Origin of the sequence: Paenibacillus sp. B1-35 (genome assembly GCF_050474385.1) — a bacterium.
GTDB classification, from domain to species: domain Bacteria; phylum Bacillota; class Bacilli; order Paenibacillales; family Paenibacillaceae; genus Paenibacillus_B; species Paenibacillus_B alvei.
On sequence record NZ_JBCHVJ010000003.1, the window covers coordinates 83,164 to 98,406 of the forward strand.

At 47.5% G+C, this 15,243-nt stretch carries 14 protein-coding genes; 4 read left to right on the forward strand and 10 right to left on the reverse strand.

Annotation, left to right across the window (positions count from 1 at the left end):
- Window positions 1-18: 18 nt before the first annotated feature.
- The 3 genes from ACQ5BJ_RS12250 to ACQ5BJ_RS12260 all read right to left on the reverse strand — a co-directional run bounded on the left by ACQ5BJ_RS12250 (window position 19) and on the right by ACQ5BJ_RS12260 (window position 4,261).
- The gene (locus ACQ5BJ_RS12250) at window positions 19-2,628 is read right to left on the reverse strand and encodes a TPM domain-containing protein (protein ID WP_430110872.1); all 2,610 of its coding nucleotides are present in this window, start codon (window positions 2,626-2,628) and stop codon (window positions 19-21) included.
- Between the two features lie 118 nt (window positions 2,629-2,746).
- Window positions 2,747-3,580, reverse strand: a complete 834-nt coding sequence (locus tag ACQ5BJ_RS12255; RefSeq protein WP_005544291.1) for an MBL fold metallo-hydrolase — start codon at window positions 3,578-3,580, stop codon at window positions 2,747-2,749.
- 30 nt (window positions 3,581-3,610) lie between these two features.
- Window positions 3,611-4,261 (reverse strand): ArsR/SmtB family transcription factor, encoded by a 651-nt coding sequence (locus ACQ5BJ_RS12260; protein ID WP_430110868.1) that lies wholly within the window; start codon window positions 4,259-4,261, stop codon window positions 3,611-3,613.
- Between the two features lie 265 nt (window positions 4,262-4,526).
- On the opposite strand from ACQ5BJ_RS12260, the gene ACQ5BJ_RS12265 reads away from it, so the two are divergent.
- The 4 genes from ACQ5BJ_RS12265 (at window position 4,527) to ACQ5BJ_RS12280 (ending at window position 6,973) form a co-directional block, all read left to right on the forward strand.
- Window positions 4,527-4,952, forward strand: a complete 426-nt coding sequence (locus ACQ5BJ_RS12265; RefSeq protein WP_289355233.1) for a DMT family transporter — start codon at window positions 4,527-4,529, stop codon at window positions 4,950-4,952.
- A gap of 26 nt (window positions 4,953-4,978) precedes the next feature.
- A complete protein-coding gene (locus ACQ5BJ_RS12270; protein WP_430110865.1) occupies window positions 4,979-5,680 on the forward strand; it encodes a Crp/Fnr family transcriptional regulator in 702 nt (233 codons plus the stop codon).
- Window positions 5,681-5,693: 13 nt separating this feature from the next.
- Window positions 5,694-6,185: a DMT family transporter gene (locus ACQ5BJ_RS12275; protein WP_005544287.1), complete on the forward strand. Its 492-nt coding sequence runs from the start codon at window positions 5,694-5,696 to the stop codon at window positions 6,183-6,185.
- A gap of 95 nt (window positions 6,186-6,280) precedes the next feature.
- The gene (locus tag ACQ5BJ_RS12280; RefSeq protein WP_430111058.1) at window positions 6,281-6,973 is read left to right on the forward strand and encodes a YjjG family noncanonical pyrimidine nucleotidase; all 693 of its coding nucleotides are present in this window, start codon (window positions 6,281-6,283) and stop codon (window positions 6,971-6,973) included.
- 176 nt (window positions 6,974-7,149) lie between these two features.
- On the opposite strand, the gene ACQ5BJ_RS12285 is transcribed toward ACQ5BJ_RS12280, so the two are convergent.
- From ACQ5BJ_RS12285 to ACQ5BJ_RS12315, 7 genes are all read right to left on the reverse strand, one after another.
- Window positions 7,150-8,073 (reverse strand): transporter substrate-binding domain-containing protein, encoded by a 924-nt coding sequence (locus tag ACQ5BJ_RS12285; protein WP_040735512.1) that lies wholly within the window; start codon window positions 8,071-8,073, stop codon window positions 7,150-7,152.
- Complete coding sequence (locus tag ACQ5BJ_RS12290; RefSeq protein WP_430110862.1) at window positions 8,070-8,837, reverse strand: amino acid ABC transporter ATP-binding protein; 768 nt, start codon at window positions 8,835-8,837, stop codon at window positions 8,070-8,072. The genes ACQ5BJ_RS12285 and ACQ5BJ_RS12290 overlap by 4 nt, the downstream gene beginning before the upstream one ends.
- A 43-nt stretch (window positions 8,838-8,880) precedes the next feature.
- Window positions 8,881-9,537: an amino acid ABC transporter permease gene (locus ACQ5BJ_RS12295; RefSeq protein ID WP_262866438.1), complete on the reverse strand. Its 657-nt coding sequence runs from the start codon at window positions 9,535-9,537 to the stop codon at window positions 8,881-8,883.
- Window positions 9,518-10,183, reverse strand: coding sequence for an amino acid ABC transporter permease (locus ACQ5BJ_RS12300; protein WP_430110859.1), 666 nt, complete (start codon window positions 10,181-10,183; stop codon window positions 9,518-9,520). Before ACQ5BJ_RS12300 ends, ACQ5BJ_RS12295 begins: the two co-directional genes overlap by 20 nt.
- A gap of 1 nt (window position 10,184) precedes the next feature.
- Window positions 10,185-11,447 carry a threonine synthase gene (locus tag ACQ5BJ_RS12305; RefSeq protein WP_268599421.1) on the reverse strand — a complete coding sequence of 421 codons (1,263 nt, stop codon included), beginning with the start codon at window positions 11,445-11,447 and terminating at the stop codon, window positions 10,185-10,187.
- A 499-nt stretch (window positions 11,448-11,946) separates the two neighbouring features.
- Window positions 11,947-12,819 carry an ATP-binding cassette domain-containing protein gene (locus tag ACQ5BJ_RS12310; protein ID WP_163975378.1) on the reverse strand — a complete coding sequence of 291 codons (873 nt, stop codon included), beginning with the start codon at window positions 12,817-12,819 and terminating at the stop codon, window positions 11,947-11,949.
- A 5-nt stretch (window positions 12,820-12,824) separates the two neighbouring features.
- Window positions 12,825-15,233, reverse strand: a complete 2,409-nt coding sequence (locus ACQ5BJ_RS12315; protein WP_430110856.1) for a hypothetical protein — start codon at window positions 15,231-15,233, stop codon at window positions 12,825-12,827.
- Window positions 15,234-15,243 lie beyond the last annotated feature (10 nt).

Consider the following 15,243-nt stretch of genomic DNA (forward strand, 5'->3'; position numbering starts at 1 on the left):
TTTTGCTGGCTGTATGATCTACCAATTAGAGCCGCCTGAGGAATTTTTGTTGCTGCTGTCCCAACTGGAGCCGCCGGAGCTGTTCGAACTGCTTCCCCAACTGGAACCGCCGGAGCTGTTGGAGCTGGAAGAGTTGGAGCTGCCGCCCCAGCTGCCCGAGCTGCTCGAATTGGCTTGCTCGCGGCGTCTCTTCTCTTCCTCGATTCTGCGCTCCTCGGCGCGGCGGGCCTCCTCGCGTCTTCGTTCTTCCGCACGTCGAGCTTCTTCGCGGCGCCGTTCTTCTGCCAGTACGGCATCATAGGCTGCGTTCATGGCATTAATGATGCCCGCCAACATGGCAGCCTCCTGACTTGCGCGCTGGTAGTCTCCCCGCTGCATATAATCATTGGCATTGGAGATCACTTGCGAATATTGATAATCAAAATGGGACAATTTTATTTTTCTTCGTGTACGATTGTAAGTTGAACGATACCGTGCTTCCATATCGTTAATATTGCGTTCCGCATCGCGCTTCAAAATCGCGGTTCGCTCCACATCCTGGAGGTAGGCCTCTGCTTCCCGCACATATCGGGAGCTTAGCTCCGACATGAAGTCGATGTCATAAGGAGGCTGAGCAATCAACTGCTTCAGTCCAGAGTCAAGCTTCAATAGAGACGCTTCAGCAGGGCCCCATACTTGAACGAGTCGATTGCGGGCGATGACGTCCCGGCCTCGGGAAAATGCTTGTTCGCCGCTCTTTAGCTGCCTGTTGATCAGATCAACCGCCTGATCTAATTTCGTGACGAGTCCTTCATATTGCCTTTGATTGCGATCCTGATCCTGCAGAGCTTGCAAAATTCCGTCAAGTTCCTGACGAGCCAATTCGTATTCCTGCACCTCTTCGGAAGATAACGAACGAACATCGTTCAGCCTCGATCGCATTTGGGCAATTTCGGGAAGCCCGTTATGATACAGCTCCCAAGCATGCTCCCAGTAGGTAGATCGATATGTATGGGTGACTCGGTTATGAAGCTCATTCATCTGTCGTTCTTGATCCATAAAATTCGATAATCTCTTCGCAATAGCTTGGATGTCTTCGGCATTTTTTAACTTCAAATCAGCTATTCGCTGCGTCATTTGAACGGCCTCCGCCAGAAGCTGGCGTCTATGCTCTGCCAATTGGGCAACTTCTGAAATATTGCCGATTTGCAGCTGCTCCAGCATCCGTTCATTCGTGTCCCTAGCTTGCTCCAGACAGCCGTAAGGATCGATTCGGATCAGCTTAAGCCTATGCTCCTGTACGATGCTTTCGAAGCGGGAACGGCTGCTGGCCATCTCGTTTGGGAACTGCTGGTATAGGTTCGCATAGTGCGAGATGGAAGAGATATCTTGCGACAACTGCTCGATTCCAGTCTTGCAAGTGTCCATGATGGCATTGGCGCCGATCGGATCGAATGTGTCCATATCGTCCACAGTTTGGATGCGATTCACAAGGTCATGGTGGCGCTGCTCGATCCCGTCCAGCGACCAGCCCCGCGCATTGGTTTCTGAACGATATTCATATTCGAGCTGTTGAAGGCGCGTACGCGCTTCGCGTATGCTGTCCACAAGCTGCCGTTCAATCGACTCGATTTGTTCAATCTGCCTCGATAGCTCCGCAACTTCGTTTTCTTTCGTTTGCCGCACGTTCTCAGCGGAATCGAGTTGTTTTTTTAACGTAGGCAGCATCGTGCGAACGAAGCTGATTTGTTGAAGCTCCTTCAAGCTAGAATCGAGCTCGATTATGGATGACGTTAACTGCCCTTCGATGGACGACGCCTCCTGCTGGGTCGTGCCCTGATATAACTCGGCGTAATGACGAACGCGTTCGAGCGCGTGGCTGACAGCAGCCATCACGACAGGAATTTGATTACGCAGCTTGCGTAGTCGTTGCAGGCGCCATGTCCATATGCATAATGGTATGCATAATGCGATACTGCCGGCTATGACTCCCACGGTCGGCCAAGGGATGCCATTCCAAAATCGTTCGAATGCTCCGGGTCCGGCAGGCTCCTGCGGCTTTATTGGAGCTCCGCTATCGCTATTCGATGTGTTTGGATGCTTGTCGGATGGAAGATTTCCAGCAGGTTCTTCCGGAATCGAAATAGCTGCGGGCTTTAATTGCTTAGTCGCTTCTATCAAGGTAATAGCGGCTCTGGCGAAATTGCCTTCCTTGGCTTTCGGAATAAAGTGCCTATCGACGAATTCACTTAGTTTGGATCGGGACTGGCCATCCCCGTTAAAATCATCGGGAAGCGCATCGATCTTCTCCTGCAGGGCAGGATTGTTGAAGTTCATTTCTACGCGCCGATCTTCCTTGGATAAAACGATAAGTATGTCATCCGCTGTCAGCTTCCATTTACGATACACTGCGGTTGCATACTCGGCTGCATCTTGTCCATTTAGACTATTGATGGTAAGGAGATAAAAGGTATACGGATTCCCTTTCGCGGCCCGTTCGATATATGGAATCGATTCTTTAGGGATCATTTTGGCCGTATCCTGAACAACGCCGGATTTTATCGGCATAGAAGCAGCTTGAACAATTCCTGGGTGAAGCAAAATCACAATCATCATGATGGCGGATAGCCATCGCATTGCATTCCTCACAGTGATCCTCCGTTTCCATTCGTGTTGTATGTGTTGTCACCTATCATGCTACTTCCAGTATAAGGGGCGATTGGGGGAGCGGGAAGGACTTTTCTTACAACTTATGCCGGCCCTCTATTCAGAACTGAACTGAAAATCCATGGAATTGGTGAATGCCTGTTCCGAAGCGGACAAGCTCCTTTTCTCGAAGTTCTGCTGCTGCATCTTTCACCGCACCTAATAATTCGGGCTCTAGCCCAAGTCGGTTATGGGAACCGAATATTTGCACAATGCCCTCGATCTCCGAGATTTTCTGCCATGAGGACACAAGATCTTCCGGACTCGTTGAAGGATAGAACGCATAGATCGGTGTCTCATCGTACAGCAGATCGCCAGCAAATAAGTATCCTCTGCTTGTATCGTGCACCACGATATGTCCGGGAGAATGACCTGGCGTATGATAAACGATGAGTTTGCGATCTCCTAAATCAATTGCATCTCCATCTCGCAGAAGGCCAGTCGGCTTGCCTTGATAGGGAGTGTAGGCAGCAGGATCGAAGGTAGCCGGTAAAGGTCTCGTAATATCACGCGATACATCTTTGCGAACCTGCTCAATTGGCAATCCTTTAATGCCGTTGACAAGCCAATCTTCATCCATCTCGTGGACGTAAATGCGCTCGAACTTGCCATGGCTGCCGATATGATCCCAGTGAACATGGGTGGTAAGCACTGTGATGGGCAGACTGGTTAGTTGATTAGTCATTCGCGTGATATCATCAATGCCGAGGCCCGTGTCAATTAGAGCGGCTCGTTCGCTGCCGATGAGCAGAAAAGAATGAACTCTCTCCCAATGGCCGTATTCGCTAATTGCGAACGTGCTATCGTCCAGCTTGGAGACGGTGAACCAAGCATCGTCTATGACGATTGGATATTTTGTTGCGCGCTGCTCACGCTTGGTTGAGTTAGCTAGCATGCGGTATCCCTCCAGAAAGTGAAAACGTAATCATGGAATGGCAATATCTTCGCTGTCATCTTGAAATGCAATTAAGGACAAATAGTAGCTTTTTTGTTCTTCTGTTTTCTCTGTCTGTAAAGCATGTTGTTTACGTTCATTTTTACTATGATTCTGCCCTTCATTCCCCGTTTGCTGCATAAAATGCTTATCCAGCAGTAGCTTGAATTCCTCGATGAAGGCGTGGAAATTTTCTTCCGTCGCCATCATTTGATAGGTGTAGGCGATGTTCTTCCGCTGCTCCAGGTTGCTGCTGTTCAGAGCGAAGGATGCAGCCGGCGCGCTCTCGATCTTTGTGCGGGTTGCCTCGACAGTTTCCATGAACACTTGACGCGATGTATCGATTAGATCCATGCTCGGCAGCAAATGATCCTCCGGAATAAAGCGGCTCGCAACTGCACGGTAATACTTTTGCACGATACCGTTCTTCTCTTCTTTCCGTACGACTTGAATTACCTGATGCTTCTCTAGCTCCTTCAGATGAAAATAAATATTATTTCGCGTTATACTAAGCATTTCGGCAAGCTGCTGCCCAGTATATTCTTGCTTGACCAGGTTCATAAGCATCTTTGTCCGGAGAGGATCAGCGATTGCTTTTAGCTGCTCATGAGTCTGGATTTTATAGACGCTAGTCACATTCATCCAATCACCTCACTACGATTTACCGGTAAATTAAAATTTACTGTTGATTGTTCATAATACTATCATGAATCGCCGAGATGGACAATCCTTCCATTCGATATCGGGGAGATAAACAGCGTGAGCTGGGATCCTGATGTAATATAATTCCGCCTCTACGCTGATTTTTGCTTTTTTGATACACTTGGGACATATGTCCTTCCCCGGAGGCATGGGTCTGATTTTAAATATTAATGAAATCGAAATCCAACTTAGGGGAGCGGGAAAAATGGCAGGAATCCTATTTGCATTGTTAGGCGGAGCGTTCATTACGCTGCAAGGTGTGGCAAACTCCCGAATCAGTCAAGATATTGGCACTTGGCAAGCGGCAACGATTACCCAGTTTACGGGATTCGTACTGGCCTTCATTCTTCTACTGCTTGTTCGCGACGGTAAATGGAGAAGAATCAAGCAGGTGAAGCCGCTCTATTTGACGAGTGGAGCCTTGGCGGCAATCATCATTTGCAGCAATATTACGTCTATTCATCACGTCGGCGTTACCTTGACGATTGCTGTGGTGTTGATTGCTCAGCTCAGCGTAACCTTTATCGTCGATAGCAAAGGTTGGTTCGGTGTAGCGAAGCAAAAAATGAAGCTGGCACAGTTCATCGGCATTGGGATGATGATCGCCGGAGTGATTATATTAAAGATGTAATTTTGCGGCAGGGGTGAAGGCGCGCTATGAAAGAAATTAAGGATCGTGAACAACTGGCTCACTATATGGAGATTCATCAGATACCCTCGATATTTAATGCGAATATAACGCCGCATTTGACATTGTACCGTTATGAGCAGGGGGAACTGATCTGTTCGCAGGGCGATCCTGCCGAGTATTTATGTGTGCTCGTGAAAGGAAAGGTCAAGGTGTATAACACCTCGGCGGAGGGCAAAGCGCTGATCGTGTCGTTCAAAACTGCACTTGAAGCAGTCGGAGACATTGAATATGTGCAAGGCATCGACTTCATGAACACGGTTGAGGCGGTGTCTCCGGTTTATATGATCGCCGTCCATTACCGTTGGCTGCATCAGTATGCGAAAGATGATGCAAATCTGCTTCAATTTCTGTTGAAAATCATAACAACGAAGTTTTGCATGAAATCGGATTCCTTAAGTTTTAATCTGATGTATCCGGTGGAAGCGCGCTTGGCAAGTTACCTCTTGTCCATCTCGTACGATGAATCGGATCCGCGATTTAATGGACAGCTTCGTGCCGTAAGTCTGCGGGACGTGGCCAATTTCATCGGCACCAGCTATAGGCATCTGAATCGAGTTATTCATAAGCTTTGTGATGAAGGTTTGGTCGAGCGCAATCGAGGCTTCATTTCTGTAAAGAACAGGGAGCGATTGCGGGCATTGGCTGGCCATAATATATATGAAAAGTGAGAGGAGAACGTTTATGATTACAGGCTTGGTACTGGCGCTCATAGCCGGCTCGCTTGTGGGCATTCAAAATGTATTCAACAGCCGAGTAAACGAAGGCGTGGGAACGTGGACGACTACGACGATCGTGCTGGGCATGGGATTTCTGGCTTCATTCGCGATTGGCTTGGCCGTTGAAGGCAAGCAGCTATTCGATTTGCCGAATATGAAGACATGGTACTGGTTCAGCGGCATCATTGGGGTCGGCGTCGTTCTTAGTGTCGTACAGGGAGTGAAGCGGCTTGGCCCGACGTTTGCCGTCTCGATCGTGATGGCGTCCCAGATCAGCTTTGCTTTGTTATTCGACTCATTGGGGTTGCTTGGCTTAGACAAGGTTCCTTTTACGGGAAAACAAGCGATTGGAGTATTGATCATAGTTGGAGGTATTATCGTATTTAAGACAGGCGGCAAGCGCAGTGATGTACGCAAGGCGGTGCCGAGCCAGCCGGCTGCTTCGGAAGGCATATAAGACATGTGTGCGGTACACAAATTTGATTATTATATCGGTTTAAATGAAGTGAAGTTGAAGAGATCAGCGGAGAGGATAAGGGAATATCAATGTCAATGAGAACTTATCGAACCTTATTATTTGACGTGGATGATACATTGCTGGACTTTCAGGCAGCTGAAAGGATGGCGCTGCGCTTATTATTCGAGGAACAGCGGATCGAGCTATCGGAAGAAATTGAAGCGTATTATAAGCAAATGAATCAAGGGCTATGGAAGGCTTTTGAGGAAGGCCGCATTGATCGCGATGAAGTCGTGAATACGCGATTTTCTTTGTTATTGAAGGAGTACGGGCATGAAGTTGACGGCGTTTTGCTGGAGCAACAATATCGAAGTTATTTGGAACAGGGACACCAGCTTGTAGACGGGGCTCTGGAAATGATTACGGGACTGCACGGCGCATATGATCTGCACATTGTGACGAATGGTGTGTCTAAGACACAGGATCGGAGGCTTCGTGATTCTGGACTGCATCCGATGTTTACGAGCATTTTCGTATCAGAGGATACAGGGTACCAAAAGCCGATGAAGGAGTTCTTTGATTATGTGTTCGCACGCATTCCTAATTTTGACCCGCAGCAGGCATTGATTATCGGGGACTCATTAAGCTCGGGTATGAAGGGCGGGCAGCTCGCAGGCCTGGATACCTGCTGGTTCAATCCAGAGGGGAAAGTGAATACGACGGATATTGTTCCTACCTATGAGATTTCTAGGCTCCAGGAGTTGAATCAAATATTGGGGCTAAAGTAAGCGTTCAGAGTCAATTGAAGCCTTTCATTCAATTGATTATGGAGTGTGCTGCTGATAGTCTGCAGGCGTATTTATTCGCCGTGGAATAATAGAAGCGGGGCTGTCTTGCGGTCATGTTAATCATGATGGAAAGACAGCCCCGTTTTGTGCTCTCATTCAATTGTACGGTGATGGCGTTACTTCCAATGTCCGCCTTCCACGATAATGTCGTCAGGGGTGACATCTGCACCGAGTTCGTCTTTTACATATGTATCATATAGTTGAAGCAGGAACTTTTCCTTTCCTAGCGACTCCAGTTCCTGATTCACCCAATCGCGAAGCGCGGTATTGCCCTTCTTGACGGCTGGTGCAATTGGGGATTCCTTCTCTAGTTTCTCTGGAATAAGGGAGAAGCCGGGATTTTTCCTTGCCCAAGCAAGCAGAATGAAATTATCCTGTGCGTACCCGACGCCGCGCCCATCCTTTAACGCTTGCAGCGATTCGGTGTTTTTCTCGAATTTAACCAGTTCAACATCAGGGTAGTTTTTCGTGAAGAAAATATCGGCTGTCGTTCCCTTTGTTACGATAATTTTCTTCCCTTTCAAATCATCTAACGTTTTAATGCCGCTTTTATCGTTTACGAGCACCTGTGTAGTGACCTTCAAATTTGGGTTCGTGAAATCAACGATTTCCTTGCGTTCATCCGTTACGGTCATATTGGCTACGATGAGATCCACCTTGTCGCTTTGCAAATACGGAATGCGGCTTGCCGGCTCTACAACAACAAACTCAATTTTGCTTTCATCTCCGAGCAGGTCCTTGGCGAAACGCTTTGCCAAATCATTGTCGAACCCAACCAGCTCGCCTTTTTCATTCGTGAAGCCGAATGGGGGCTTGTCGGAGAACACGCCGACGATAAGTTTGCCGCGTTCTTTAATTTTGCTTAGTATGCCAGCGTCTATGCCCGCTGATTTTCCGCTTTCCTGCTGATCGGCTATTGCAGGTTGATCTTTCGAGGCATTGCCTGCATTATTCCCATTGTTACTGCTCGTGCCGCATGCGGACAGCAATCCTAACGCTAGCAATACGACTAATAAGGTGAATCCCAGTTGCTTCTTCATCCCATTTCTCTCCTTTTCCAGGTTTCAATATCCATAAACTTATCCAAAAAACGCCGAGCTCGTTCGGTTTTCGGCTCTGTAAAAAAAGCGTCCGGCACACCTGTCTCGCCTATTCGACCTTCATCCATAAAGACAATCCGGTCGGCTACCGCCCGGGCGAACCCCATCTCATGAGTGACGATAACCATCGTCATGCCTTGATCCGCCAAAGTGAACATGACTTCCAGCACCTCGCGCACCATCTCGGGATCAAGTGCGGCCGTAACCTCGTCGAAGAGGATGACCTCGGGATTCATACACAATGCCCGCACGATCGCGATCCGCTGCTGCTGGCCGCCTGACAACTGCCGGGGATAGACATCCTTTTTGTCCAGCAGACCTACACGAGCAAGCAGCTTCTCCGCTTGGGAGACAACTTCCGCTCGGGGGCGGCGCTGGGCCTTTACAGGCCCGAGCACGATATTGTCCAATACGGTCAGATGGGGGAATAAGTGATAGCTTTGAAATACCATTCCGATTTGCTGACGAATATGCTGCCAGCGCGTGGCAGAGTGGGTCAATTCTTGACCATGAAACTGAATGCTGCCGCTCTGCGTCGTTTCGAGTCCGTTCAGGCATCTGAGCAGTGTGCTTTTGCCGCAACCGCTTGGGCCGAGTATGACGTTCACTTCTCCTCGGGCAATCTGCAGGTTGATGTCCCGCAGCACCCAATGCTTGCCGAACGACTTTCCGACATTGGAGAGTTCAAGCAATGCGTCGGGCATGAATGCTTCCTCCTTACTTAGTAACCAGTGGGGATTTTGAAAATTAAGACAGCAACTGGCGCTCCAGCTTCCGCGATAAAGCAGATAACGGGTAACAAAGGATGAAATAGAGCAGGAATAACGCTCCGTAAATCAGTACAGCCTCTCCTGTCCGCTCAATAATTTGCTGCCCTGTCTTAATCACCTCTGTTACGCCAATCAGAACGGTGAGCGAGGTCGTTTTTAGGATGCGTGTGTACACGTTAATCGTGGGCGGGATCATGCGCCGCAGCGCTAGCGGGAACAGAATGTATCGGAACAGTTGTACCGTGCTGAGTCCAATCGCTTTGCCCGCCTCCAATTGCCCCTTCGGCAGCGAGACGAGAGCCCCTCGCACGACCTCGCCAATCTCTGTAATTCCCCAAAGAGACAGCACAAGCACTGCACATACCGAACTTGGCATATCCAGATTGAAGAAGATTGGGAGACCGAAAAAGAAAAAAAACAGCCACACGAGAATCGGAATGGAGCGGAACAATTCCAAATAAACACGGGCAAAGATCCTCACTCCTACTTTTCGAGAAGTGCGCAGAGCGCCGAAAAGAAAGCCTCCAATCGTACTAAGCAGAATGCTGCAGATGGCGATAAGAAGCGTGTGGTATAAACCCTTGGCAAGCTGGGGAAGCGATACAGCAAGCAGATCAAGTCCCGAACTGTCCATGCTGGAACCTCCTTTCCAACCAAGAGAGGACAAAAGATAATGGCAGAAACAACAGCAAATACAAGGCCGTCATCATAAGCAGCATTTCATAAGTTTTGTAGTACAGCGCAATGTAGTTCGTGGTTGTGTACAAAATTTCCGGAACCGCAACGGCAGACACAACTGTCGTTTCCTTCAACAGAAAAATGAAATTGGCGAACAAGGACGGCGCGGCAATCCGCAGCGCTTGCGGCAGAACGATGTTGCAGAACAGCTGCCAACGGGACAAACCGAGTGCTAATCCCGATTCGAGCTGGCTCTTGGGAACGGCTTCGATCCCGGCACGGAATACCTCTGTCAAATATCCGCCGCCGAGAAACGTCATTGCCAGTAAGGCTGTGGTGTAGCTGGACATGCGAATTCCGATGCTTGGGAGTGCAAAGTACAAGAAGAACAATTGAATGAGCAAGGGTGTATTGCGAGCCAACTCGATATAAGCACGCACGATAGAAGTGAACACAGGCACTCGAAAATAGCACAAAATGGAGTTGAGCACGGCGACGAGCAGGGAAGCAGAGATGGCCGCTCCAGCAATCCCGATCGTTACTAGGGCTGCATGAATGAAGTCGGGCACATGCTTCAGCATGAAGGTTGTATCAAGTGTCATGTTAGCCAATTCCCTCCCACGGAGTGGGAGGTCTGCTGGTAGCATCTATTTTGCTGTTCAAGCGGTCTCCGGGCTTGATGACAGGAATGTTCGTCTGGATGACATGCGGATACTTAAGGCCTAGTCCGGTATTTATTACAACGACACTGTCACTATCCTGAATCCATCCGCTATCCCGTAAGCGGCGAGCGGCAACTAACGTAGACGCGCCTTCTGGGCAAATGAATGCTCCTTCTAGTTCCGCAATAAGGCGCTGTTCTTCTAGTATTGCGCGATCATCTATGGCAATCGCACAGCCCTCGGTTTGATAGAGGGCATCCAATACGAGGAAGTCCCCGAGTGCCTTCGGTACGTTGATGCCGAACGCAATGGTTGAGGCCTGGGGCCAAAATGTAGATTCAATTTGCCTGTTCTTCCAAGCTTCAACGATTGGAGCACAACCGGCAGATTGAACGGCGACGAATCGAGGAAGCTTGCCTTGAACCCAGCCAAGTGCCAGCAATTCCGTTAATGCCTTATAAATGCCGATGAGGCCAACGCCGCCCCCTGTTGGATAGACGATGACATCGGGCAGCTTCCAGCCGAATTGCTCAACAATTTCGAAGCCTATCGTCTTTTTGCCCTCGATCCGATACGGCTCCTTTAGTGTTGAAGCATCGTAAAGGCCGTCATCGTCGCTGATCGCTTGCGCGACAATTTTGCCTGCATCGCTAATTAAGCCCTTGACCAGATGCAGTCGGGCTCCTGCAATCGTGCATTCGCTGCGGGTAATGGCCGGCGCATCCACAGGCATGACAACCGTGGAGCGTATGCCTGCACGTGCAGCATAGAGTGCCCAGGCTGCTCCCGCATTGCCGTTCGTGGGCAATGCCAGTTCGCGGACCCCCAGCTCCATGGCCTTGGATACGCCAACAGCCGCGCCGCGGGCCTTGAAGGAGCCGGTCGGCAGAAGCCCATCATCCTTTAAGTACAAGTGTGGAATGCTGATTCGTCGTCCAAGCCGAGGCAGGGGGAGGAGAGGGGTGAAGCCCTCCCCCAAGGAGATGATGTTTTGAGCTTGCTCCACAGGGAGCAGTTCATGATAACGCCATAGGCTTGGTTCTCTTGCAGCCAGTTCGGAGCGGCGGACGGATGCTTTCAACTCATCCAGCCGATAGGCTGCAAGTAATGGGGAACCGCAAGCACATAGATGTGCCTGCCTGTGCGGGGGATAACTTGCCTCGCATTTCGGGCAGTACAAGTGGGATATATAACTGAATGACACGGTATGCTCCCCTTTCTGCGATTGCAGCGATTGTAATAGGGGCCTCCGTTCGTACGGTCAGCAAATTCATTATGCTTTACAAGGTTACATCCAAAGTAGGTAACAAGTTAACCTAATACTAAATGCTGGTAATCCGATTTGTCAACTATGAAATTAGTAATCCACTTCTTGATGGCTCTCGAACGGGTAGGATGATGATTCTGCGCAGGTCAAGCAGGAACAGGCTAGGGACAATATCGTTTTTCGGTCAACCTATCACCTGGATTAATATGGCAAGCGGTGGATGGATGAACAACCTCTGCAATGCGGTCGATTATTTGCCCAAGGAGGAATGGACGTCTTCGAGGCAGTGGTCACAGCTAGTTATCTCGATTCCAATTTGAAGCATAATGAAAAAAGCAGGGGGGCCTATATAAAAAACAAAAATAGATCCCCTGCTTCTCAATAAACTGTTGTATGTAACCGACATTTTCCTCTTTTCACTCAACTTCAATCTAAATTATTCAAATTGACTCAAATACAGGTCTTCTAGATTAGGTTTAACCAGCCTGGATTCGATATTCGTAGGTAGCTTGCCCGCCCCATCTATGAAGCGTACTTGTAAGCCTTCTGGTGTCGTCATAATGTTACTTACTTTATAGTTCGTCTGTATCTGATGGAGTTGATCGATCGAAATATAGGCCTCATATACGTTTCCTTCTAACGTTGTAACAATATGTTGCGGAGTATCTTTTGCGATAAGCTGACCGTTCTTTATCAAAAGGATCTCTTTGGCTATAGACTCAATATCAGAGACGACATGTGTAGCAATAAGTACAATCTTATTTATAGCAATCGTAGAAATAAAGTTTCGCAGTCGAATGCGTTCCTTCGGATCAAGCCCGGCGGTAGGTTCATCTAATATAAGGATTTCTGGGTCATTGAGCAGTGCTTGAGCAATGAGGATTCGCTGCTTCATCCCTCCAGAGTATGTACTTAACCGTCGATCTGCCTCACTAGCTAAGTTAACGGTGTCGAGCAAATGCTCTATCTGTTGTTTGGTTTGCTTGGCTGTTAGACCCTTAAGAGAAGCGATATACCATAAGAATCGTCTTGCTGTAAATTCTCCAAATATTCCTTGCTGCTGTGGCATATACCCGAGAACATTGCGATAGGTACGTCCAAGCTTCCGAATGTGCTGTTGATTGTAGGTTACGGTTCCTTCGTCAGGTCGAAGCTGATCGGTAATCAGATTCATCAGCGTTGACTTTCCCGCTCCATTCGGTCCTAATATGCCATAAATGCCCGGCTTTAGTGTAGCGCTAAAATTAGAGATAGCTGTTTTCTTACCTCGTTGATAATGTTTAGTCACATGCTGTAAAGATAGCTCCATATCGCTTACTCCTTTCGTGTAAACTGTCCATTATAATTTCTCCAACCTAGTACAACGGCCCCAGCGCTTATGACAAATATGCTGCTAAAATAGGTTACTGCCATCATTGTGGCGCTCTCATCGCGAAGGAACGAAGTCAATAGGAACAGTCCATTGAACGTAACAGAAGCAAGCTGTTTGAATCCGATATATGCAAGCGCAAGCGGACTGATGAATATCGCCGTTAGTAGCATTAAACTAAGCGACTGCTTGCGAACGTAAATTGAAAACAACTGGATAACAGGAATAATCAGCATACAACCGAGAGTTTGCAATATGTTTACAAGACATACATATTCGATGATCGACAAATTCCAAGGCAATGCCTCGAATAGCTTCACGCTCTGAATTGATGCCATCCAGTCGATAGCAGGGTAATGCTGAATTAGATTGATATAGATGGGACTATATATCATCGCTAGCAGAACAAGGCTCGAACAGAGAGCGATTGCTATTTTATATGTGAATAGTCTGCCTCTACCAAGCAGCGTTGCTCGCAACAAGAAAATACTGTTATTGCGATAGTCTTGTGTGAAAAGGGGGCTTATCAATGCACATAACAAGGATAGATAGAAAACGCCCTGCACAATATCTCTTGAAGGGCGGTCAAAGAGTTGATCGCTTGTAATTTTATTAACAAAACTAGCAGTATGTCCGGTTTGCGCTTGCACGGCTAACAAATATTGATATTGCTCTTCTACAAGACGGAATGATTTCTCCTTGTCTGAAAATATCTTCCATTCCAATTCTTTGTCTCGATACGCTGATTGTGTAATTTCTCCGTTAGCAACCTTCTGTTTCCACTTTGCTTGCTCACTTCCTAATTGATTGAAGCGTTGTCTTTCCGCTTCCATAAAGGCCTTTTTTTCTGATGTCAGAGGGCCCTGCAAGTTCATCAGATATTGATTATAGATAGCTTCCTCCAGATTGTATGTTCGCGCCTCCGTTTGGATCATCTGCAGAGACATTAAGACTCCGAACCCTAATATGATCCATCCTCTTCCGGTGATCATCAATTTATACCATTCATGAAGGAATAGGCTGTTAGAACGACGAAACCGGAAAGTCCAAATGCGAATTCTTTGCCCCATATTCCCCCATGGAAGATGAATCATCAGGTTGCGCTGAAATGTATACAGCCATAGAGCACCTAATGTGCCGAGAACGATGAATGTTCCGCCCGCTATAAAAGACAAGGTTGCTTTAGAAACGGGATAGCCAAACCAATAAATATTGCGGTAGTCGCTAATGAAGTGGAACACATCGAGAAAGGCAACGGGATTGAGATACTTCAAGCTATTCATATATGAATTTGGATGAATCTGCGTGTAACAAATAAAGCTAATTCCGATGAGAACGAACAAAGTCACGTACACCGGAGTCGGACGTTGAGACCCAATAAATAACAAGGTCATCACAATGGCGATAAGCAAGCAAGCGAGAGATTTCAAAATGAGATATTGAATAAGAAATTCGAACACGGTTAGGGGCTGTACCGCGCTTTGGAAAGATGTCATCGACTGAATGTATCGATCCCAATCTCCAAAACCGTATAAATAATAGGCAACGAACAGAATAGACCCATAGAATAATAGGCTTAATAGCAACGTCACAATCGTGAGTGTGCCAAGCTTGACAGCAGCAGTGTCTATTCTGCCACGCCGGGTAGACTGTAATAAAGGCAGAAGACCGGCTTCTCGTTCGCGATGAAAGATATATATGGTGACCAGAAATAGCAGCACTACTATAGTTAAATCCAATGGTATAAAGGATGTGGAAGATACAATCCCTTCTTCAAGGCCGATATAAAGCGGTAAGTGTTGTAGTGGTGCAAAGTCTTTCAACGTTTTGTGAATATTGCGAGATGATGCATTCTCTTGAAAAATAGAGACAGATAACATATCTGTAGCACGCTGCTGCATCTTTTGCATACGTGAACGGTAGTTGTTTATGGCTTCGTATTGTTTTGCGATTTTACTATGTAGTAAGAGGTCACGTTTTAGTATAGTGTTGTCATTCGCATATGGACTGGATAAATACGATGCAACAGCTTCGGGCTGCTGCCGTTTCTTTTCTTCAATTTCCTTCTTCCACTCGGGATTATGAGTTGCAATGACAGCTTCGGATGCAAGCAGCATATAGAATTCAAGTTCTTCTACCTTGCTGCTTGCAGTTTGATGTCCTTCTTGGAAGGGAAGGTGTTGATAGGTTAATTCAACAAGCTGGTAATGCTGCATGTTACGAATAAGTGGTGAATTCTGTTGCCATTCCGTATACGTATACAGGGAAATATTCATCAAGAGCAGGATAGGTACTAATCCAATGAATAATCTCTTTCTCCCTATTTTATACAGCTCGTAGTAGAGTAACCTCATGTTTGTCCCC

What these genes read in the sequence shown, in the direction of transcription:
- ACQ5BJ_RS12315 (WP_430110856.1), bottom strand. Translation starts at nt 15,233, where the DNA reads ATGAGGTTACTCTACTACGAGCTGTATAAAATAGGGAGAAAGAGATTA.
- ACQ5BJ_RS12285 (WP_040735512.1), bottom strand. Translation starts at nt 8,073, where the DNA reads ATGAAGAAGCAACTGGGATTCACCTTATTAGTCGTATTGCTAGCGTTA.
- ACQ5BJ_RS12295 (WP_262866438.1), bottom strand. Translation starts at nt 9,537, where the DNA reads ATGGACAGTTCGGGACTTGATCTGCTTGCTGTATCGCTTCCCCAGCTT.
- ACQ5BJ_RS12275 (WP_005544287.1), top strand. Translation starts at nt 5,694, where the DNA reads ATGATTACAGGCTTGGTACTGGCGCTCATAGCCGGCTCGCTTGTGGGC.
- ACQ5BJ_RS12290 (WP_430110862.1), bottom strand. Translation starts at nt 8,837, where the DNA reads ATGCCCGACGCATTGCTTGAACTCTCCAATGTCGGAAAGTCGTTCGGC.
- ACQ5BJ_RS12260 (WP_430110868.1), bottom strand. Translation starts at nt 4,261, where the DNA reads ATGAATGTGACTAGCGTCTATAAAATCCAGACTCATGAGCAGCTAAAA.
- ACQ5BJ_RS12300 (WP_430110859.1), bottom strand. Translation starts at nt 10,183, where the DNA reads ATGACACTTGATACAACCTTCATGCTGAAGCATGTGCCCGACTTCATT.
- ACQ5BJ_RS12265 (WP_289355233.1), top strand. Translation starts at nt 4,527, where the DNA reads ATGGCAGGAATCCTATTTGCATTGTTAGGCGGAGCGTTCATTACGCTG.
- ACQ5BJ_RS12310 (WP_163975378.1), bottom strand. Translation starts at nt 12,819, where the DNA reads ATGGAGCTATCTTTACAGCATGTGACTAAACATTATCAACGAGGTAAG.
- ACQ5BJ_RS12270 (WP_430110865.1), top strand. Translation starts at nt 4,979, where the DNA reads ATGAAAGAAATTAAGGATCGTGAACAACTGGCTCACTATATGGAGATT.
- ACQ5BJ_RS12255 (WP_005544291.1), bottom strand. Translation starts at nt 3,580, where the DNA reads ATGCTAGCTAACTCAACCAAGCGTGAGCAGCGCGCAACAAAATATCCA.
- ACQ5BJ_RS12280 (WP_430111058.1), top strand. Translation starts at nt 6,281, where the DNA reads ATGAGAACTTATCGAACCTTATTATTTGACGTGGATGATACATTGCTG.